Genomic DNA, 18,565 nt, shown 5'->3' on the forward strand with positions numbered 1-18,565 from the left:
CGCGATCGGACCGCCGGCCTCAGCCGACCAGCGTCACCACGCGCTCGCACAGCCAGACGACGGCGAGCGTGCCGATCGCGTACGCCGGCACGAGGCGGATCCAGGCCGCCGGGGCACGGTGCGCGAGCGCCGCACGGGCGAGCGCCAGGACGCCCAGCACCAGCGCGACGAACGCGAGCTGGCCGAGCTCGATGCCGACGTTGAACGCGAGCAGCGCGAGCGGGATCTCGCCCGCCGGCAGGCCGACGTCGGCGAGCGCGCCCGCGAAGCCGAGCCCGTGCAGGAGACCGAAGGCGAAGGCCACGAGCCAGGGCCGCCGCGCGAGCAGCGACGCGGTCCCGACGTCGGGCTCGCGCAGGTGCGCGACCTCGAGCGCGACCACGACGATGCTCGCCGCGATCAGCGCCTCGACGAGCGCGGTCGGCGCGTCGACGAAGCCGAGCGTCGCGAGCGACAGCGTGACGCTGTGCCCGACGGTGAACGCGGTGATCGTCCAGAGCAGGGCGCGACGCCCGCGTACGAGCAGCACGAGCCCCAGCACGAACGCGAGGTGGTCGAGCCCGCCCGCGATGTGCTCGATGCCGAGCAGCAGGTAGTCGGCGAAGACGTCGAGCGGCCCGGCGCGCTCGGGGACCGTGAAGAGCGGCGCGTCCGCGCGCAGCACGGCCTGCACGCGCCGGCCGTCGGCGAGCTCGATGCGCAGCAGCGCGTCGCCCTGACGCGCGGCGAGCCCGCGCACGCCGACCTCGCGACCGACGAGACCGCCCGCCTCGCACGTGACGCTCCAGCGCCACAGCACGCTGCGACGCTGCACGCGCGCGCGGCGCTCCGAGGTGTCGCGGCAGTCGTCCGGCAGCACCGGCTCGAGCACGCCCTGCGCGGCGCGCGCGGTCTTCCACGACACGTCGAGGACGCCCGGTGCGCTCTCGCGCAGCTCGAGCAGCGCGGGGTCGAGCGGGTGCGCGAGCGCGGCGGGCGTCGCGCCGAGCACGGCGCACGCGAGCGCCGCGGCGAGGAGACGTGCCAGCGCCCGCACTGCTCGCCCCGTCGTCTGCAGCGTCGAGCGCACGCTCGCGCGCTCCGTCGCGCGCGCCGCCGCGCGCACCGCGGACCGCGTCACGAGCGCGCCCCGCTCGCCCCGGCGAGGGCCGCGCGCAGCGCCTCGTCCTCGATGCGCACCTCGTAGAGCGCGCGCAGCCGCGCCACGCCGCGCGCGAACGCCTCCTTCGCGAGCTCGCGCTGCACCGCACGCGTCAGCGCCGGGCGCACCTCGTCGACGGTCGGCAGGCGCGCGGGCTCCTTCGCCTCGACGCGCACCAGGTGCAGCCCGTACGGCGACTCGAGCGGGCCGTGCCAGACGCCCGGCTCGAGCGTCGCGACCTGCTCCGCGAACGGCTTGCCGAAGCGACCGATGAGCTGCCCGCGCGTGTAGGCGCGCAGCTCGTTGCCGAGCGGGAACGGATCGGACAGGGCCGCGACGTCGGGCGTGCCGTCGGCGGCACGGAGCTTCGCGAGCGTCGCGCGCGCGTCGTCCGCGACGCGTGCGCCGCGTGCGTCCGCGCTCAGGTAGACCTGCGTCAGCGTGATGCGCTCGGGCAGGCGGTACTCGTCCGCGTACCGCTCGAGGTAGGCGGCGAGGTCCTCGTCGCGCACGACGGTCGGGCCGTCGCCCTGCTGCAGCACGAGGCGCATCTTCTCGATCAGCAGCCGGCGCACGACGACGTCGTCGTCGAGCTCGAGCTCGATCGCCTCGTGCACGAGCTCCTCGGGGTCGCGCAGCGGACGGTCGCTCACCGTGCGCATCTTCTCGACCAGGCGCCGCTCGACGCTGCGGTCGCCGTGGCCGAGCGCCAGCACGCGCGCCTCGCGGAACAGCATCTCGTCGAGCACCGCCTGCTCGACGAGCGCACGGCGCTGCGCCTCGGTCGGCGGCGCGCCCCACTGCGCGACGAAACCTTCCTCGAGCGCGCGGACGCGCTCGCGCGTCACGACGATCGGCTCGCGCACGACGGGCTGCGGCGCGCTGCGCTCATGCCGTGCGATCAGCTCGCGCGCGGCGAACAGCGTGCCGCCGAGCAGGACGAAGTGCAGCAGCCGGCTTCTCGCCAACCTGCGCAGCCGGCTCATGACGCCGCCTCCGGAGAGGTCGGGTCGTACCAGATCGGCGAGGTCCAGGCGCGCTGCTGCACGGTCGACGGCACGAGCCCGGAGCAGCACTGCTGGTACTCCCACGTCGTGTAGGTGATCGGCAGCTCGCACACGCCGTCGCCGCACTCGTCGTTCGAGTTGCAGCCCTTGCCGTTGATCGCGGGATCGAGCGAGCCGCAAACGCCCATCGGCTTCGAGCAGTCGACGCCGCGCGCGTTGCAGTAGTACTGGTTCCAGCGGCAGCTCGGCTGCTCGAGGACGCGCGCATAGTAGAACGCGCGCTCGCTGGGGTCGAACTCGGGATCCTGCCATACGACGCAGAGGCTCGCGTGACCGACGCCGGTCGGGCGGCAGGTGCGCAGGTCGACGGCGCCGCTCGGGTCGGTGCCGTCGCCGCCGTCCACGATCGGCAGGCGACGCTTGCCGGGCGTGATCGGCTTGACGCCGCCGCCCTGCCCGCCACCCGCGACGTCGAACACCTTCTCGTGCGTCTCGCCGTTCGCGTCGACCCAGCCCTTGATGATCTGGATGCGGTCGAGCTTGTTGCCCGGCTGGTTCGGCGCGCCCGGGTCCATGAGCGCGCTCACCGCGAAGCGCGGCGCCGTGCTGCTCGCGGAAAGCGTGCCGCCCATCGGCACGCCGGTCGCGTAGCCGCGCGCCGCGAAGTCGCCGCGCGAGCACAGGTCGGCGGGGACGTTCGGTCCGCCGAAGAAGCGCACGATCGGACGCGTGCCGCTCGTCGCGTAGGTCTCGCGGCGCTTGAGCGCCTCGAAGATCGAGTCGCGCGAGTTCTCCTCGGCCCACGCGACCGTCAAGCCGCCGCCGTTGGTCTCGAGGCCGAGCAGGTACTTCTCGTTCAGGATCTGCGCCGACACGGCGAAGCTCTGATCGCCGTGCGCGCCGTTGCGCGCGTACTCGAGCTCCTCGCTCTGGCCGGGCGTGCCGTTGTGGTTGTCGAGCCCGCCGACGAAGCCGAGCTTGAACGGATTGACGCCGAATCGATCCTCGAACGCGATGCCGTTCTTGAGCGCGTTGCGCACGTACGCGGCCGGCGGGAGGTTGTCGGGCGTGCGGTCCTCGGGCGCGAGCCAGCCGCCGTTCAAGCGGTTGAAATTCATGGTCTCGAAGGCGCACTCCTCGTCGGTCGCGCCCCACGCGCCGGGCAGCGACGCGGAGAAGCGGCACTCCGACGAGCCCTTGATCTGCATCATCTCGACGAGCGGCTCCATCTCGTTGCGCACGCGCGCCTCGTCGAGGCTCTCGGGCATGAGGAACATCGCGCCGGCGCTGATGTTCGAGTTGTGCGGGATCGACAGCGCCTCGCAGCGCGGGTGCTCGGGCGGATGGTCGTTGCAGCTCGCGCGCAGCTCCTCGAGCAGCTGCTGCGGCGAGCCGATCGGGTACCCCGGACGATCGCACTTCTCGCCGTCGCCGCAGCCGACCGGTGCCTCGAGGTTCGTGATCGGCAGGTCGAGCACGTCGTCGTTGCGGAAGATGATGTTGCGGTGCAGGTTCGCGCCGCCGCCGCTGCCGGGGAAGTCGGTGATGCAGGCGCCGCCGCTGGGATCGCAGTCGCTGTCCTCCCAGCACGGCGTCTGGGGCGCGTTCTCGCAGCGCCCCGTGCTCATCATCGCGGTGTACTCGTAGGCGATGAACGAGGTGAAGGTGCACGCCGAGGTGCGGTCGTACGCTTCCTCGGCGTCGTGCTGGATCTGCTGCCAGACGTGCTTCGCCTGCTCGAGGCAGAGGTGGCCGTCGCCGCCGTTCGGCGTGGCGTCGCAGTAGCTGACGCGCGTCGGATTCTCGTCGAGGTTCTCCGGCACCGCGACCAGCACCTGCACGGTGCCGCCGTGCAGACGGGTGAGCTCGTCGCGCGCGAGCGTGCAGAGCGGGCTCGTGTAGCCGCGCGGGACGCACATCGTGTCTTGGTCCATCAGCCGACCGAGCACCGAGCCGCACTCCTGACCCGGCGGGCACTCGGCGTTCGACGTGCACGGCTTGACGGGCTCGAAGAGACAGATGTTGGTCTCGCCGAGCTGCTCCGCGTGCTCGGTGACCGCCACCCAGTCGAGCGCGCGGCCCTCGGGGAGCTGCGCGGTGCGCGACGCCGTGAACTCGCAGCGCTCGGGCGGCAGGCAGTACGGATGCTGGGCGACGAGCGGCGACGTCGCGGGCGTCTGCGGCGCGGGATCGAACTGCTCGCGCGTGTCGACCCACGGCGGCAGGCCAACCACGCCGCCCTTCGCGTAGCGGTACGCGTCGGCCGGCGTGTTGCGCGTGTCGAGCGTCCCCGAGTCGAAGGAGTACGCGGTGTGGACGTGCGTCTCGCCGAAGAACGGTTGCCGCAGGGGATCGTAGTGATCGCACGGCGCGCGATCCTCGGTGCGCGCGAAGGGCTGCGCCCAGGCTGCGCCGGCGCAGGACGTCGATACGACCATCGCGCACAGCACGCGCGCGACGACGGAGCCTCCGATCCGCATGTAGCTACCCTCCACGTCGCCCCGGGGCGGCCGTCCGGGACGTTTGATGCGCCGCGGGGCCTGTACTGAGAAGCGTTGGTCGCCCTCAGCAACATTAACGGATAATCGGTTCGATGTCCCCGAGTCCTAAGGAATCGGTTCGATTTCGGTTCGATTGCCGCCCGTCCACGGCGTGACGGGCGCGGCATCGTGAGCGACGAAACCGTGCACCGGCGCGGCTATCGCTTCGTCGGGTGTCGTGCAGCGCCGCAAGGAAACGGCGCCGCGGCCGCGACGACGCAGAGCGCTCGCGCCACCTTCGTCGGCCGCGCGGCGGCGCACGGCGAGCTCGAGCGCGCGCTCGCCACCGCGCTCACGGGACGCCGCCAGATGGTGCTCGTGTCGGGCGACGCCGGCCTCGGCAAGACGACGCTGCTCGAGGTCTTCCTGGCGGAGGTGCGCGAGCGCAAGCCGCGCGCGTGGACGATCCGCGGGCAGTGCATCGCGAGCTACGGCGCGCGCGAGCCGTTTCTACCGGTGCTCGACGGGCTCGGCCGGCTCTGTCGCGCGGCGAAGGAGCGTCGGCTCGTCGAGCGCCTGCGCGCGCTCGCGCCGCAGTGGCTGCTGCAGCTCGGCGGCGTGCTGTCCGGGGACGAGCGCGCCGCGCTGCGGCGCCGCGTCGGCACCGTCGCGCCCGAGCGCATGCTGCGCACGCTCGCCGACGCGCTCGACGTCCTGAGCCGCGAGCGTCCGGTGCTGCTCGTCCTCGAGGACCTGCACTGGAGCGACCACTCGACGATCGACCTGCTGTCCTATCTCGCGCAGCGCGACGAGGAGGCGCGTCTCCTGATCCTCGGCACGTACCGGCCGGTCGACGCGATCGTGCACGGACAGCCGGTGCGCGCGATGAAGCAGGAGTCGTGCTGCACCGCCGCTGCCGCGAGCTCGCGCTCGACCTGCTCGATGAGGCGGCCGTGCACGCATACTTGACGGCGCGGCTGCCGGACGCGGCGCCGTCCGCCGAGCGCGCGCGCTGGCTGTAGGCGAAGACCGACGGCAACCCGCTGTTCGTCGTCACCGTGGTCGACGAGCTGCTCGCGCGCGGGCTGCTCGGGACGGGCGACGGCGCCGACCGTGCGCGCCTCGATCGCGTCGGCGTCCCGGAGAGCTTGCGGCAGATGGTCGAGCAGCAGCTCGAGCGCACGGGCGACGACGAGCGGCTCCTGCTCGAAGCGGCGAGCGTCGTCGGCGTGCGCTTCGCCGCGCCGACGCTCGCGGCGGCGCTCGAGCGCGACGTGGTCGAGGTCGAGGAGCGCTGCGCGGCGCGCGCCGCTGAGCTCCGCGAGCGCCGTCGCCGAGTTGGTCGAGCGAGCCGCTCGACCTAGATCGTGTCGTCGACCGCGTCCTCGCGCGTCGTCGGCTCGGGACGCTTCTCGATCGGCTCGTACTTGCGCTCGGCCTCGCCGATGTAGAGCTGCCGCGGCCGGCTGATGCGCTGCTCCGGATCGCGCACCATCTCCGCCCACTGCGCCATCCAGCCGGCGGTGCGCGGGATCGCGAACAGCACCGGGAACATCGTCACCGGGAAGCCCATCGCCTGGTAGATGATGCCCGAGTAGAAGTCGACGTTCGGGTAGAGCTTGCGCGAGACGAAGTAGTCGTCCTCGAGCGCGATGCGCTCGAGCTCGAGCGCGATGTCGATCAGCGGGTTCTTGCCCGTGACCTCGAACACCTCGTAGGCGAGCTTCTTGATGATCTTCCCGCGCGGGTCGTAGTTCTTGTAGACGCGGTGGCCGAAGCCCATCAGCCGGCCCTCGCCCGCCTTGAAGCGCTTGATCGCCGCGGGAACCTTGTCGACCGAGCCGATCTCCTGAAGCATGCGGATAACGGCCTCGTTGGCGCCGCCGTGCAGCGGGCCGTAGAGCGCCGCCACACCCGCCGCGACCGCCGAGTACGGATCGACGCGCGAGCTCGCGACCGAGCGCACCGCGTTGGTCGAGCAGTTCTGCTCGTGGTCGGCGTGCAGGATGAACAGCACGTCGAGCGCGTGCTCGAGGACGGGGTTCGGCTTGTAGTGCCGCTCCGTCATGCGGAACAGCATCTGCAGGAAGTTGCCGGTGTAGCTGAGCTCGTTGTCCGGGTAGACGTACGGCAGCCCGCGGCTGTGGCGGTAGGCGAACGCCGCGATGGTCGGCAGCTTGCCGATCAGGCGGCGCGTCTGCAGACGGCGCGACTCGAGCGAGTCGATGTTCTTCGCGTCCGGGTAGAAGGTCGAGAGCGCGCCGATCGTGCCGACCAGCATGCCCATCGGGTGCGCGTCGTGGCGGAAGCCCTCGAGGAAGTTCTTGACGTTCTCGTGCACCATCGTGTGCACGGTGATGTTGTGCCGCCACATGGCGAGGTGCTTCGAGTCCGGCAGCTCGCCCTTGACGATCAGGTACGCGGTCTCGAGGTAGGTGCTCTTCTCCGCGAGCTCGGCGATGTCGTAGCCGCGGTAGCGCAGGATGCCGCGCTCACCGTCGATGTAGGTGATGCGGCTCTTGCAGGACGCCGTGTTGGCGAAGCCCGGATCGTAGCTGACGAGACCAGGATCGTCCGGGGAGACCTTGATCTGCTTGAGATCGGCAGCCCGGATCGCGCCGAGCTCGATCGGGATCTCGTACTGCTTCCCCGTGCGGTTGTCGGTGATCGTCAGCGTGTCCTTGGGCATGTCGTTCTCACTCCCTGGCAATGCTGGCTCCATATCATGGCGGCACGGGCGAGAGGTCCGCGCTTGCGCCGCCCGGTGGCTCGAGTGACCGCTCGGCGCGGCCACGTCGCGAAGGTCCCAAACTTCTAACCGATCGTGCGCGCGATGCCATGCGTGCGCGCGCATGCAGGATCGGGGGCCGCGGTTGACCCCGCGACCTCGGGCCCGCATCATTTTTTCGTGGCATACGGGCCAGAAGCGGCGCTGATCGTGGTCGACGTCCAGAACGATTTCGCCGACCCGAAGGGCGCGCTGTACGTGCGCGGCGGCGAGGACGTCGTCCCGGTCGCGAACCGCGAGATCCGCCGCGCGCGCGAGGCCGGCGCCGTCGTGGTCTACACCCAGGACTGGCACCCCGAGAGCACGCCGCACTTCGAGAAGGACGGCGGCATCTGGCCGGTGCACTGCGTGCAGGGGTCGTGGGGCGCGGAGCTGCACCCGGAGCTCCTGCGCGTCGAGGCGATCTCGGTGAAGAGCGGTGCGAACGGCACCGACGGCTACTCGGCCTTCCGCGAGCGCCACCCGCTGACCGGCGAGGAGACCGACACCGGGCTCGCCGACCAGCTGCGCGCGCGCGGCGTGAAGCGCGTCGTCGTGCTCGGCCTCGCGACCGACTACTGCGTGCGGGCGACCGCCCTCGACGCGGTCCGCGAGGGCTTCGCCACCACCGTGCTGCGCGAGGGCGTGCGCCCGGTCGACCGCCAGCCCGGCGACGGCGAGCGCGCGCTCGAGGAGATGCGGCAGGCCGGGATCGAGGTTTCGTAGCCGGCGCCGAGTCGGCTACTCAGGGCGCGATGTCCGCATCCAGCGAGCCCCCCTACGCGGCCGACGTCGCGCTGCTCACCGACCTCTACGAGCTCACCATGGCGGCGAGCTACGTCGAGCACGACCTCGACGCCGAGGCGACCTTCGATCTCTTCGTACGCGCGCTGCCGCCCGAGCGCGCGTTCCTCGTCGCGTGCGGGCTCGAGCGTGCGCTCGACTACCTCGAGACGCTGCGCTTCGACGAGGCCTCGCTCGCCTACCTCGATGGGCTCGGCATCTTCCGTCCGGCGTTCCTCGACCGCCTCGCGCGGCTGCGGTTCACCGGCGAGGTGTGGGCCATCCCCGAGGGCGAGGTTTGCTTCGCCAACGAACCTCTTTTGCGCTTGACGGGGCCGCTGGTCGAGGTGCAGATCGTCGAGACCTTCCTGCTCAACTGCGTCGGCTTCCAGACGATGATCGCCTCGAAGGCGGCGCGCGTCGCGCTCGCCTGCGGGGAGCGGCGCTTCGTCGACTTCTCGGCGCGCCGCGACCACGGCGCCGACGCCGCGGTCGAGGGCGCGCGCGCGGCGTGCATCGGCGGCGCGGTCGCGACCTCGAACGTGCTGGCCGGCAAGCGCTACGGGCTCGCGCTCGCGGGCACCATGGCGCACTCGTACGTGATGAGCTTCGCGAGCGAATACGAGGCGTTTCGCACCTTCGCGCGCGACTTCCCGAAGCGCAGCACGCTGCTGATCGACACCTACGACACCGAGGAAGGCGCGCGGGTCGCGGCGCGCGTCGCGAGCGAGCTGCGCCCGGAAGGGATCACGGTGCAGGGCGTACGCCTCGACTCGGGCGACCTGCTCGAGCTGTCGCGCTCGGTGCGCCGCATCCTCGACGACGCGGGACATCCCGAGATCGAGATCTTCGCGTCGGGCGACCTCGACGAGCACGCGATCGCGAAGCTCCTCGCGGCGGGCGCGCCGATCGACGCCTTCGGCGTCGGCACCAAGCTCGGCACGAGCCACGACGCGCCGTCGCTGTCCGTGGTCTACAAGCTCGTCGAGGACGTGCGCGGGCCGAAGATCAAGCTCTCGACGCACAAGATGACCGCGCCCGGACGCAAGCAGGTCTACCGCGTCGGCGCGGGCGAGGACGCGTACGACGTGATCGCGCTCGCCGACGAGCCGCCTCCCTCGGGCGGCCGTCCGCTCCTCGAGCGCGTGTTGGCGGACGGCCGGCGCCTGCGGCCGCGCGGCAGCGTGGACGAGGCGCGCGAGCGGCGGCGGGCCGCGGTCGAGCGTCTGCCAGCGCGTCTGCGCTCGCTCGCGCCGGTCGAGGAGCCCTACCCCGTGCGGCGCTCCGCGGCGCTCGAGGCGCTGATCGCGCAGCAGCGCGAGCGCGCGGCGACGACGCAGCGCTGAGGCGACGCCGAAGCAGCGCTCGGCGTCCCGAAGCGGGCTCGTCGGCGCGTGCCGGCGACGGTCGGTCTCGCGGCGGCCGGGGCACGGTCTCGGGACCTGCGGGGCGCGCCTCGCGGCGACGACGTCCGGGCCGCGCCGCCCGTACGCTCCGGCGCGGATCTGGGCTATGGTGCCGGCGATGTCGTTTCGCCCCGGCGGCCGTCCGCGCCTGTCCGGGCTGACGGCGCTGGTCGTCCTGTCGGCCCTGCTGGACGTCGTCTGCCCGCACGGCGCCGCCGCCGCGCAGCGCGCTTCCGCGGAAGCTGCGGAGCCTGTGGAATCTGCGGAAGCTGCGGAATCCGCGGGAGCGGACGCGCCGCACGTGCGCGCGACCCGCATCGATCAAGCAAGCTTTTGGTACGACACCACCGAGCCGCAGGCCGCGGGGGACGGGACGCTGTGGGCCGCGCCCGGTGCCGTGCAGCAGCTCGAGGCCGCGCTCCACGACGTCCTGCGCCGGCACGCGGACACCTTCTCGCAGCCGCCGCCGCTCGACATCGTGATCCGCGCGCCCGAGCGCACCGCCGTCGGCGGCAGCCTCGCCTGGTCGCGGTTGCTCGGCTCGTACAGCTGCGCGCGCCTGGTCGACGGCGTGGTGGTGATCGAGGTCGCGCCCAGCACGTTCGTCGGACGCGACGCGCTCGAGCCCGCCGAGCTGCGCTCGCTCCTCGCGCACGAGCTGGTGCACGCCTACCAGCTCGCGCGGGGCGACCACCGCGGCGACACCGTCGAGATCGCGCGCCGCGAGGTCGAGGCGCTCACCTGGGAGCTCGCGCACCTCGAGCCCGAGGTGCGCCCGTGGTACCGCGACGACCTGCTCTTCAACCTCGAGATGTACCGCGCGCTGCTCGGCGGCCGCTGAGCACCTCGACGCCGCCTGGCGGGCGGACGGCGCAGCGACTATGAAGCGGCGCCATGCGCGCCGCGGTCACCGGAGCGTCCGGGCTCGTCGGAGGCAACCTCGCGCTCGAGCTGCTCGCGCAGGGGCACGAGGTGCGCGCCACGCGGCGCAGCGAGGCGAGCACGCGCCACCTCGCGGGTCATCCGATCGAGTGGGTGAGCGCCGACCTCGGCGACGTGCGCGCGCTCACCGCGGCGTTCGAGGGGGTCGACGTCGTCTTTCACTGCGCGGCGGTGGTCAGCGTGCTGCCGCGCCCGACGCCGGAGCTCGTCGCCGCGAACGTCGACGGCACGCGCAACGTGATCGCCGCGGTGCGCGCGGCGCGCGTGCCGCGCCTCGTGCACTGCTCGACGGTCGCCGCGGTCGGGCTGTCGACGGACGGCAAGCCGTGCACCGAGGACGCGCCCTGGAACTTCGCGGACTTCGGCCTCGACGACGGCTACGCGACGACCAAGCACCAGGCGGAGCTCGTCGTCCGCGAGGCGGTGCACGATGGGCTCGACGCGGTGATCGTCAATCCGACCTACATGTTCGGTCCGTACGACGCGAAGCCGAGCTCGGGGCGCATGATCCTCGGCGTGGTCCAGCGTCAAGCACCGGGCTACAGCACCGGCCGCAACAACTTCGTCGACGTGCACGACGTCGCGCGCGGCATGGTGCTCGCGTGGCAGAAGGGCCGCACGGGAGAGCGCTACATCCTGGGCGGCGACAACATGACCTACGAGGCGTGCTTCCGGCTGATCGCCCGCGTCGCCGGCGTGCGGCCGCTCGAGTGGCGGGTGCCGCGTCCGCTCGCCGCGCTGGTCGGGCTTGCCGGCGACCTGCAGCACGCGGTGACCGGCAAGGAGCCGCTGCTCAACTCGATGGCGGTGCGCTGGGCGTACACCGACCGCTTCCAGTTCTCGTCGGCGAAGGCGGAAGCGGAGCTCGGCTACCGACACGGACCGCTCGCGCGCGCGATCGCCGACGCGATCGCGTGGTTCCGCGCTCGGGGCATGCTGCCCGCGACGACGGGCGGCGCCTGAGCGCCCGGAGACGCCCCGCGCCGCCCGCCGGATCGGGTCACCTCGTCAGGCCGGCCGGTTCAGGAACTGCCGCCAGCGCGCGAGCGCCATGAACTCGCGCCGCGTGCGCGGTCCGAGCGGCTTCTGGAACACCCAGCGCCGCGGACCGAGCGCCAGATCGAGCTCGCGACGCGCGCGTCCGAGCTTGCTCTCGTCGATCGTGCAGCGCACGGCGTTCGGATCGATGCCGTAGATGCGTGCGGCGTTGAGCCCGAGAATCTTGCGCTTGATCTCGGGCGTGAGCTCCGGGTAGCCGTACTTCTCCTGGAACTCGGGCGAGATCTGCAGCGCCCGGAAGAACTCGATCTGCGGCTGCGGGGAGCCGAACCAGACGCACTCCGAGCCCCACAGGACGTTGTCCTCGCCGAGGAACTTGACGAGCTTGCCGATCAGGTGCTGCGCACCCTCGGCGTTGCGCATCGACAGCACCCACGCGCTGCCGAGCTCGGCGTAGACGTTCTTGCCCTTGAGGCCGTGCTCCTCGACCGTGCGGCACAGACGGTCGACGCCGAGCCCGTTCGGGTCGTACGGCCCCTCGCGGTTCTGGGCCTCGAACGCCGAGTGGTAGACGACGAAGTTGACCTGCGGGTAGCGCACCGCGGCCGGGCCGACGTCGCGCGGGTCGGTGTGGATGCGGTCGAAGCCGGGCAGCGGGAAGCCCTTGTGCGCGCAGATCAGCGGCTCGCCGAGCTCGATGCACTTCTGGATGAACGGCCCCGCGATCTCCTCGTCGTCGAGCCACCAGCCCTGACCGTTCGGTCCCCACGGCGGATAGCACTTCCAGCCGTGGTTGCCGTACTCCTCGCGGATCCGCTCCATCATCGCGGCCTGCAGCTCCCAGCGGTCGTTCGGCGCGACCTGGCAGTGCTGCACCATGCGCTGGCTACCGGCGGCGTCGTTGATGAGCTGACGCCAGTACGCCATGCCCTCGTTGCTGTTGAGGTTGGTGCACAGCGTGCCGTCGTCGCACATCGGCGACGGGAAGCCCGACAGCGTCGCGACCGTGGTGTCGGACTCGAGGAAGATGAAGCGCGCGTACTGCGCGGGGCCGATGCACTCGCGACGGTCCGGCAGGTCGCACTGGTAGAGCGTGATGAACTGCGCGAAGCCGTCGGCGTTGAACTCGCGCCCCGGGTGACGCTCGCGCCAGGTCTCCTCGTCCTCGATGTGGTGCGTCTGGATGTCGAAGATGAACTCGTCGCCGGTCAGGATCTCGTTCGCGCCCTCGCAGTCGAGCGGATCCTCCGGGGTGCGGAAGCCGCTGCTCGAGTCCGAGCAGCCCGAGAACAGGTTCACCACCGCGAGCGAGGTCGTCATGCCGAGCGCGCTCGCGAGGAACTCGCGACGGTCGATGCCGAGCTTGCGGGCGCCCTCGTCGGCGCGGCGCAGGATCTCGTCGCGCATGCGGCGCTCGAGCGGCGTCTGCTCGTGGAAGAACTCGCCGTTCGACAGGTTGCCGAGCGGGATCGGGGGCTCGACCGGCAGCTCGGGGTCGGTCTTCCGCTGCATGCGAATCCAGGGAAAGCGCATCATCGTGCCCGAGTGTGCACGCTTCGGGGGCCGGCCTTCAACCGTGGAAAGCGCGAGCGGCTCCGGACGCCACCGCAGCGGACCGATCGCGCGCGCGATCTGCCGCTCGCTCGACCGATCGGTCACTTGACAAGCCACCGCCCGGCGTTCGCTAATCGCCGGACGGAGGACCGCACGTGAAGGCGCATCGAACGGTGGCACGCGGCAAGGCGAAGGCGCGGCGTGCCGGCGCGATCACGCGTCCGCTCAGCGCGGGCGCGACGGCCCGCCGCCGGGCGACGGCGTCGATCGATCCGGTGACCGCCGAGATCATCCGCGGCGCCATGGAGACGGTGGCCTTCGAGATGGCGACGCACGTCAGCTTGACGGCGACGACGCCGATCCTGAACCAGTCGAACGAGCGCAACGCGACCATCCTCGACGCGCGCGGCTGCCTCGCGGCGCTGTCGGTCGGCATCCCGCAGTTCATGCTGTCGAGCACGCTGCCGGTGCGCTTCGCGCTCGACTTCTTCGGCCGCGACGGCCTCTACGAGGGCGACGTGCTGGTCGCCAACGATCCGTACCACGGCGGCGGCCACCTGCCGGACTACAACGTCTTCGCGCCGGTCTTCAACGACGGCGAGATGGTGCTGATCGCGTCCATCCAGTGCCATCACGCCGACACCGGCGGCGGCGCGCCCGGCGGCTACAACGTCGACGCGCCGGACATCTGGGCCGAGGGCGTGCGCTTCCCGGCGCTCAAGATCTTCGAGAAGGGCGTCGAGCGGAAGGACGTCACCTACATGATGGCGGCGAACAACCGCACGCCGACCTTCCTCGGTGACCTGCGCGCGCAGGTCGGCGCCGCTCAGCTCGGCGTCAAGCGTCTGCAGGAGATCTGCAAGCGCTGGGGCAACGAGACCGTGCGCGCCGCGGTCGACTACATGATCGAGTACGCGAAGCGGCGCTTCAAGGCGGAGGTCGCGAGCTGGCCCGACGGCGTCTACGAGTCCGACACCTACGTCGACCACGATCCGAAGGGCAACAAGGACATCCACGTCCACTGCAAGATCACGATCAAGGGCTCGTCGATCACCGTCGACTTCACGGGCTCGGACGACCGTCCCGAGATCCAGGCGTACTCGACCTTCGGCAACACCCGCGGCTACGTCGTCGCGCAGCTCGCGGCGATGATGGATCCCGACATCCCGAAGAACGAGGGCTTCTTCGACTCGATCGAGCTCATCGTGCCCGAGGGCTGCTGCCTCAATCCGCCGCCGGGACGCTCGGTCGCGGCGGGCACGCACCATCCGGGCACCGAGGTCGGCGAGGCGATCGCGAAGGCGCTCTCGAACGTCGTGCCGACGCGCTGCTGCCCGCAGATCTACAAGATGGGCATGCCGACCGTGATCTTCGGCACCAACCCGCGCACCGGGAAGACCTTCATCGACCACTCGGTGGACACCTTCGCCGCGTACTGCGGCGCGGTGCAGGGTCAGGACGGCTGGGGCGCGATGAACGTCAGCTTCGGCAACCTGATCCGCGCGACCGCCGAGATCAACGAGTCGATCTTCCCCGTGCGTCAGCTCTGGCGCGACTACGACACCGACTCCGGCGGCGCCGGCGAGTACCGCGGCAACTGCGGCAGCGTCTACCGCAAGCAGGTGCTGACACCGGCGACGGTCTACACCTACGTCGTCGGCAAGAAGTACCCGATGCCCGGCATCGCCGGCGGCAAGGACGGCTCGCCGAACGAGCTACTCGTCCGCGTCGGCCCGAACGGCGAGCGCCTGCCCGGGACGCGCGTGATCGGCGACCAGTCCGAGCGTGTCCTGCACGAGGCCGGCGAGTGCTACGAGTACCACTACGGCGGCGGCGGCGGCTGGGGCGATCCCCTGAAGCGCCCGCCGGAGAAGGTGCTCGAGGACGTGCTCGACGAGTACGTCAGCGTCGAGGGCGCGCGGCGCGACTACGGCGTGGTGCTCACCGGCTCGCTCGAGGACTTGACGCTCGCGGTCGACCACGAGGCGACCGAGAAGCTGCGCGCCAAGATGCGGGCGGCGCGCTAGGCCGCGCGCCGGGCGCCGGGACGTCCGCACCGCGGGTCGGGACCACGGCGTCGACCGCTACCCCGCGTCGCGGCCGGACGTGGGTGGTCCGCGACGCAGCGACGGGCGACATGCGCTGCGTGCGGCGCGCGGAAACTCCTGCATTGCAGCCAGTCCGGCAAGGGTCTATGGCCTGATCGGCTGCCGCGAGCGGGAATGCCAAGGCCAAGACCCGCGACCGGCAGCGCGCAAGCCCCATGCGCGAGAGAAGCAGCAGCTTGCCCGTCGCCGACGACGCGACGCTGCGCGACGCTCGCGACCGCGAGCTCGAGCTGCTCATCGACAGCTCGCCCGACATCCTCTTCCGGATCGACCGCGACCTGCGCTTCGTCTTCCTGGGCGGCAACGTCGAGGGGATGATCGGCATTCCCGCCGACGTCTTCCTCGGCAAGACGGCGCGCGAGACGGGCTTGCAGCCGTCGGCGTGCGACGCCTTCGAGGCGGCGGCGCGCGCGGCGATCGAGTCGTGCGAGATGCGCGGGGTCGACGTCGAGCTCGGCGAATCGGTGTACCGCGCGCGTCTCATCCCGGAGCTCGGACCCGACTCCAGCGTGCGCACGCTCATGGGCATCGCGGAGGACGTCACCGCGGCGCGACGCGAGATCCGCGACGCCGAGTTCGTGAGCCGCCTCAGCCAGACGCTCAGCTTCATCAACGATCCGGACGAGATGATGCGCGTCGTGTCGCGCGAGGTCGGGCAGTACCTGCGCGGTCAGCGCTGCTACTTCGGCGAGATCGACGAGACCGCCGGCACGGTGATCATCCACCCGGAGTGGCGACACGACCGCTCGCCGCGCATCGGCGGACGCCACCGGCTCGAGGACTTCGTGTCGCCCGACATGCTGCGCGCGATCCTCTCCGGCAGCGTCGCGGTCGACGACGTCGAGACGCATCCGCTGACGCGCGAGCTCGCGCCGCTCTACCGCGCGATGCACGTCCGCGCGTTCGCCAACGCGGCGTTCGCGCGCGCCGGACGCTCGGTGGTCCACCTCGCGGTCGACGACTCGGAGCCGCGGCGCTGGCGACGCGACGAGCTCGCGCTGCTCGACAAGATCACCGCGCGCGTGTGGCCGCTCGTCGAGCGCGCGCGCGACCAGCAGGCGCTGCGCGCGAGCGAGACGATGCGCAACCTCGCGCTCGGCGCGGCCCGCCTCGGCACCTTCGACTGGGACCTCACGACCGGCCTCATGCAGTGGAACGCCGCGCAGCACGCGATCTTCGGCACCGATCCGCTCACCTTCCAGCCGACGGTCGAGGCGCTGTGGGCCCACGTCCACCCGGACGACCTCGAGCGGATGCAGGCGCTCGCGCGCGAGGCGGCGGCGAGCGGCACGTCGGGCGAGGCGGAGTTCCGCATCGTGCGCGCGGACGGGCAGATCCGCTGGTGCATCGGCGGCGCCGCGGTGCTGCGCGACGCGCGCGGCGTGCCGGTGCGCGTGAGCGGCGTCACCTACGACATCACCGAGCGGCGGCTCGTCGAGGAGGCGCTCAAGGCGAGCGAGGAGCGTCTGCGCCTCGCGCTCGACGCGGGCCGCATGGTCGCCTGGGAATGGCTCGCGAGCACCGGCAAGACGACGCTGTCCGACAGCGCGCGCACCGTTCTTGGCTTGACGCCCGGGATCGACTCGGTCGCCGAAGCCTTCCGCTACATCCACCCCGACGACCGCGAGCGTCACCAGAACGCGGTGCGCGACGCGATCGCACACGGCGGCGCGTACCGCTGCGAGTTCCGCGTGATCCGCCCCGACGACGGTCGCGTGATCTGGGTCGAGGACCGCGGCCGCGTGACGCTCGGCGCGGACGGCCGCGTCGAGCGCGCGAGCGGGCTGTTGCTCGACGTGACGGAGAAGGTGCTCGCCGAGCGCCAGGCGCGTCGCCTGGCGTCGATCCTCGAGGCGACGCCCGACTACGTCGCCGTGGCGCGCGCCGACGGTCGGCTCGAGTACCTGAACCGCGCCGGACGCCGCATGCTCGGGATCGCGGAGGACGCGAGCGGCGAGAGCATGCCCGACATCTGGTCGATCTGTCCGCCGTGGGCGGCCGAGCGCACGGTCAAGGAATGGCTGCCGCGCGCCCTCGAGGAGGGCGTGGTGGCCGACGAGGGCGCGCTGCTCGACGTCCACGGACGCGAGATCCCGGTGTCGTTCGTGCTGATCGGGCACCGCAGCGAGACCGGGACGCTCGAGTACCTGTCGTCGGTCGCGCGCGACATCAGCGAGCGCATCCGCACGGAGGAGGCGCTGCGCGCCGCGGACCGCCGCAAGGACGAGTTTCTCGCGATGCTCGCGCACGAGCTACGCAACCCGCTCGCGCCGATCCGCAACGCGGTCGAGATCCTCAAGCTGCGCTCGAGCGGCGATCCGCAGCTCGCCTGGCCGCGCGACGTCATCGACCGTCAAGTACACCACCTGACGCGGCTCGTGGACGACCTGCTCGACGTGTCGCGGATCACGCGCGGACGCATCGAGCTCGACAAGGAGATCCTCGATCTCGTCACCGTCGTGGGCCGCGCGGTCGAGGCGAGCCGGCCGCTGATCGACGCGCGCAAGCAGCACCTCGCGATCTCGCTGCCGTCGGAGACGCTGCGCCTCGAGGGCGACGTCACGCGGCTCGGCCAGGTGCTGTCGAACCTGCTGCACAACGCTTCCAAGTACACCGAGGAGGGCGGGCACATCTGGCTCGACGCCTGGTGCGAGGGCGCGGAGGTCGTGCTGCGCGTGCGCGACGACGGCATCGGCATCGCGCCGGACGTGCTGCCCTACGTCTTCGAGCTCTTCACGCAGTCCGAGCGCACGCTCGACCGCGCGCAGGGCGGGCTCGGCATCGGGCTCACGGTGGTACGACGGCTGGTCGAGATGCACGGCGGACGCGTCGAGGCGGCGAGCGCGGGGACGGGACGCGGCAGCACGTTCACCGTGCGCCTGCCGCTCGTGCTGACGCCCGAGGACGAGGAGCAGCCGTCCGTGTCCGAACCGCCCGCGATGGCGCGCACGCCCGAGCACGCGCGGCGCATCCTGGTGGTCGACGACAACGTCGACGCCGCGGAGAGCATGGCGCTGCTGCTGCAGCTCGGCGGGCATGCGGTGCGCACGGCGCACGACGGCCCGTCGGGCGTCCACGCCGCGCAGGAGTTCGCGCCCGACGCGGTGCTGCTCGACATCGGGCTTCCCGGCATGAACGGCTACGAGGTCGCGCAGCAGATGCGCCGCGACGCGCGGCTGCGCGACACGATCCTGATCGCGGTGACCGGCTACGGCTCGAGCGAGGACCGTGCGCGCGCGCTCGAGGCGGGCTTCGACCACCACCTGACGAAGCCGGTCGAGCCAGAGGCGCTCGACGCGCTGATCCGCTCGCTGTTCGCTACCTGAGCGACGCGCGGACGACGGCCGCGCGCGCCGGCGGCCCGCCGCTCGCGATCGC

Annotated in this window: 13 protein-coding genes; 8 read left to right on the forward strand and 5 right to left on the reverse strand. The window is 71.8% G+C overall.

The genetic code is table 11. From position 1 onward, the window contains the following. Positions 1 to 19 precede the first annotated feature (19 nt). The 3 genes from VIS07_17285 to VIS07_17295 are packed head-to-tail and all read right to left on the reverse strand — an operon-like array spanning position 20 to position 4,628. Complete coding sequence (locus tag VIS07_17285; GenBank protein HEY8517266.1) at positions 20 to 1,120, reverse strand: HupE/UreJ family protein; 1,101 nt, start codon at positions 1,118 to 1,120, stop codon at positions 20 to 22. Beyond that, entirely contained in the window at positions 1,117 to 2,127 is a 1,011-nt protein-coding gene (locus VIS07_17290) for a peptidylprolyl isomerase (protein ID HEY8517267.1), read from the reverse strand. The genes VIS07_17285 and VIS07_17290 overlap by 4 nt, the downstream gene beginning before the upstream one ends. Beyond that, the gene (locus VIS07_17295; protein HEY8517268.1) at positions 2,124 to 4,628 is read right to left on the reverse strand and encodes a DUF3604 domain-containing protein; all 2,505 of its coding nucleotides are present in this window, start codon (positions 4,626 to 4,628) and stop codon (positions 2,124 to 2,126) included. The genes VIS07_17290 and VIS07_17295 overlap by 4 nt, the downstream gene beginning before the upstream one ends. Before the next feature lie 189 nt (positions 4,629 to 4,817). Between VIS07_17295 and VIS07_17300 the strand changes: the two genes are divergently transcribed. Together VIS07_17300 and VIS07_17305 are read left to right on the forward strand one after the other, a co-directional pair. Beyond that, positions 4,818 to 5,597 carry an ATP-binding protein gene (locus VIS07_17300; GenBank protein ID HEY8517269.1) on the forward strand — a complete coding sequence of 260 codons (780 nt, stop codon included), beginning with the start codon at positions 4,818 to 4,820 and terminating at the stop codon, positions 5,595 to 5,597. 89 nt (positions 5,598 to 5,686) lie between these two features. Beyond that, a complete protein-coding gene (locus VIS07_17305; protein ID HEY8517270.1) occupies positions 5,687 to 5,992 on the forward strand; it encodes a hypothetical protein in 306 nt (101 codons plus the stop codon). Here the strand turns inward: VIS07_17305 and VIS07_17310 are convergent. Continuing rightward, positions 5,989 to 7,317: a citrate synthase gene (locus VIS07_17310; protein HEY8517271.1), complete on the reverse strand. Its 1,329-nt coding sequence runs from the start codon at positions 7,315 to 7,317 to the stop codon at positions 5,989 to 5,991. The genes VIS07_17305 and VIS07_17310 overlap by 4 nt on opposite strands. A 219-nt stretch (positions 7,318 to 7,536) precedes the next feature. On the opposite strand from VIS07_17310, the gene VIS07_17315 reads away from it, so the two are divergent. From VIS07_17315 to VIS07_17330, 4 genes are all read left to right on the forward strand, one after another. Beyond that, a complete protein-coding gene (locus VIS07_17315) occupies positions 7,537 to 8,121 on the forward strand; it encodes an isochorismatase family protein (protein ID HEY8517272.1) in 585 nt (194 codons plus the stop codon). Between the two features lie 29 nt (positions 8,122 to 8,150). After that, positions 8,151 to 9,524, forward strand: a complete 1,374-nt coding sequence (locus tag VIS07_17320) for a nicotinate phosphoribosyltransferase (protein ID HEY8517273.1) — start codon at positions 8,151 to 8,153, stop codon at positions 9,522 to 9,524. A gap of 178 nt (positions 9,525 to 9,702) precedes the next feature. Beyond that, the gene (locus tag VIS07_17325; protein ID HEY8517274.1) at positions 9,703 to 10,425 is read left to right on the forward strand and encodes a hypothetical protein; all 723 of its coding nucleotides are present in this window, start codon (positions 9,703 to 9,705) and stop codon (positions 10,423 to 10,425) included. Positions 10,426 to 10,478: 53 nt separating this feature from the next. Then, a complete protein-coding gene (locus VIS07_17330; protein ID HEY8517275.1) occupies positions 10,479 to 11,489 on the forward strand; it encodes an SDR family oxidoreductase in 1,011 nt (336 codons plus the stop codon). A 45-nt stretch (positions 11,490 to 11,534) separates the two neighbouring features. Here VIS07_17330 and VIS07_17335 read toward each other — a convergent pair whose 3' ends face one another. Next, positions 11,535 to 13,061, reverse strand: a complete 1,527-nt coding sequence (locus tag VIS07_17335; GenBank protein ID HEY8517276.1) for an amidohydrolase family protein — start codon at positions 13,059 to 13,061, stop codon at positions 11,535 to 11,537. Between the two features lie 173 nt (positions 13,062 to 13,234). Between VIS07_17335 and VIS07_17340 the strand changes: the two genes are divergently transcribed. Together VIS07_17340 and VIS07_17345 are read left to right on the forward strand one after the other, a co-directional pair. Continuing rightward, complete coding sequence (locus tag VIS07_17340) at positions 13,235 to 15,106, forward strand: hydantoinase B/oxoprolinase family protein (GenBank protein ID HEY8517277.1); 1,872 nt, start codon at positions 13,235 to 13,237, stop codon at positions 15,104 to 15,106. A gap of 257 nt (positions 15,107 to 15,363) precedes the next feature. After that, entirely contained in the window at positions 15,364 to 18,513 is a 3,150-nt protein-coding gene (locus VIS07_17345; protein HEY8517278.1) for a PAS domain-containing protein, read from the forward strand. Positions 18,514 to 18,565: the final 52 nt, after the last annotated feature.

The sequence above is a fragment of the Candidatus Binatia bacterium genome (assembly GCA_036563615.1).
Classification (GTDB): Bacteria; Desulfobacterota; Binatia; order UBA12015; family UBA12015; genus DATCMB01.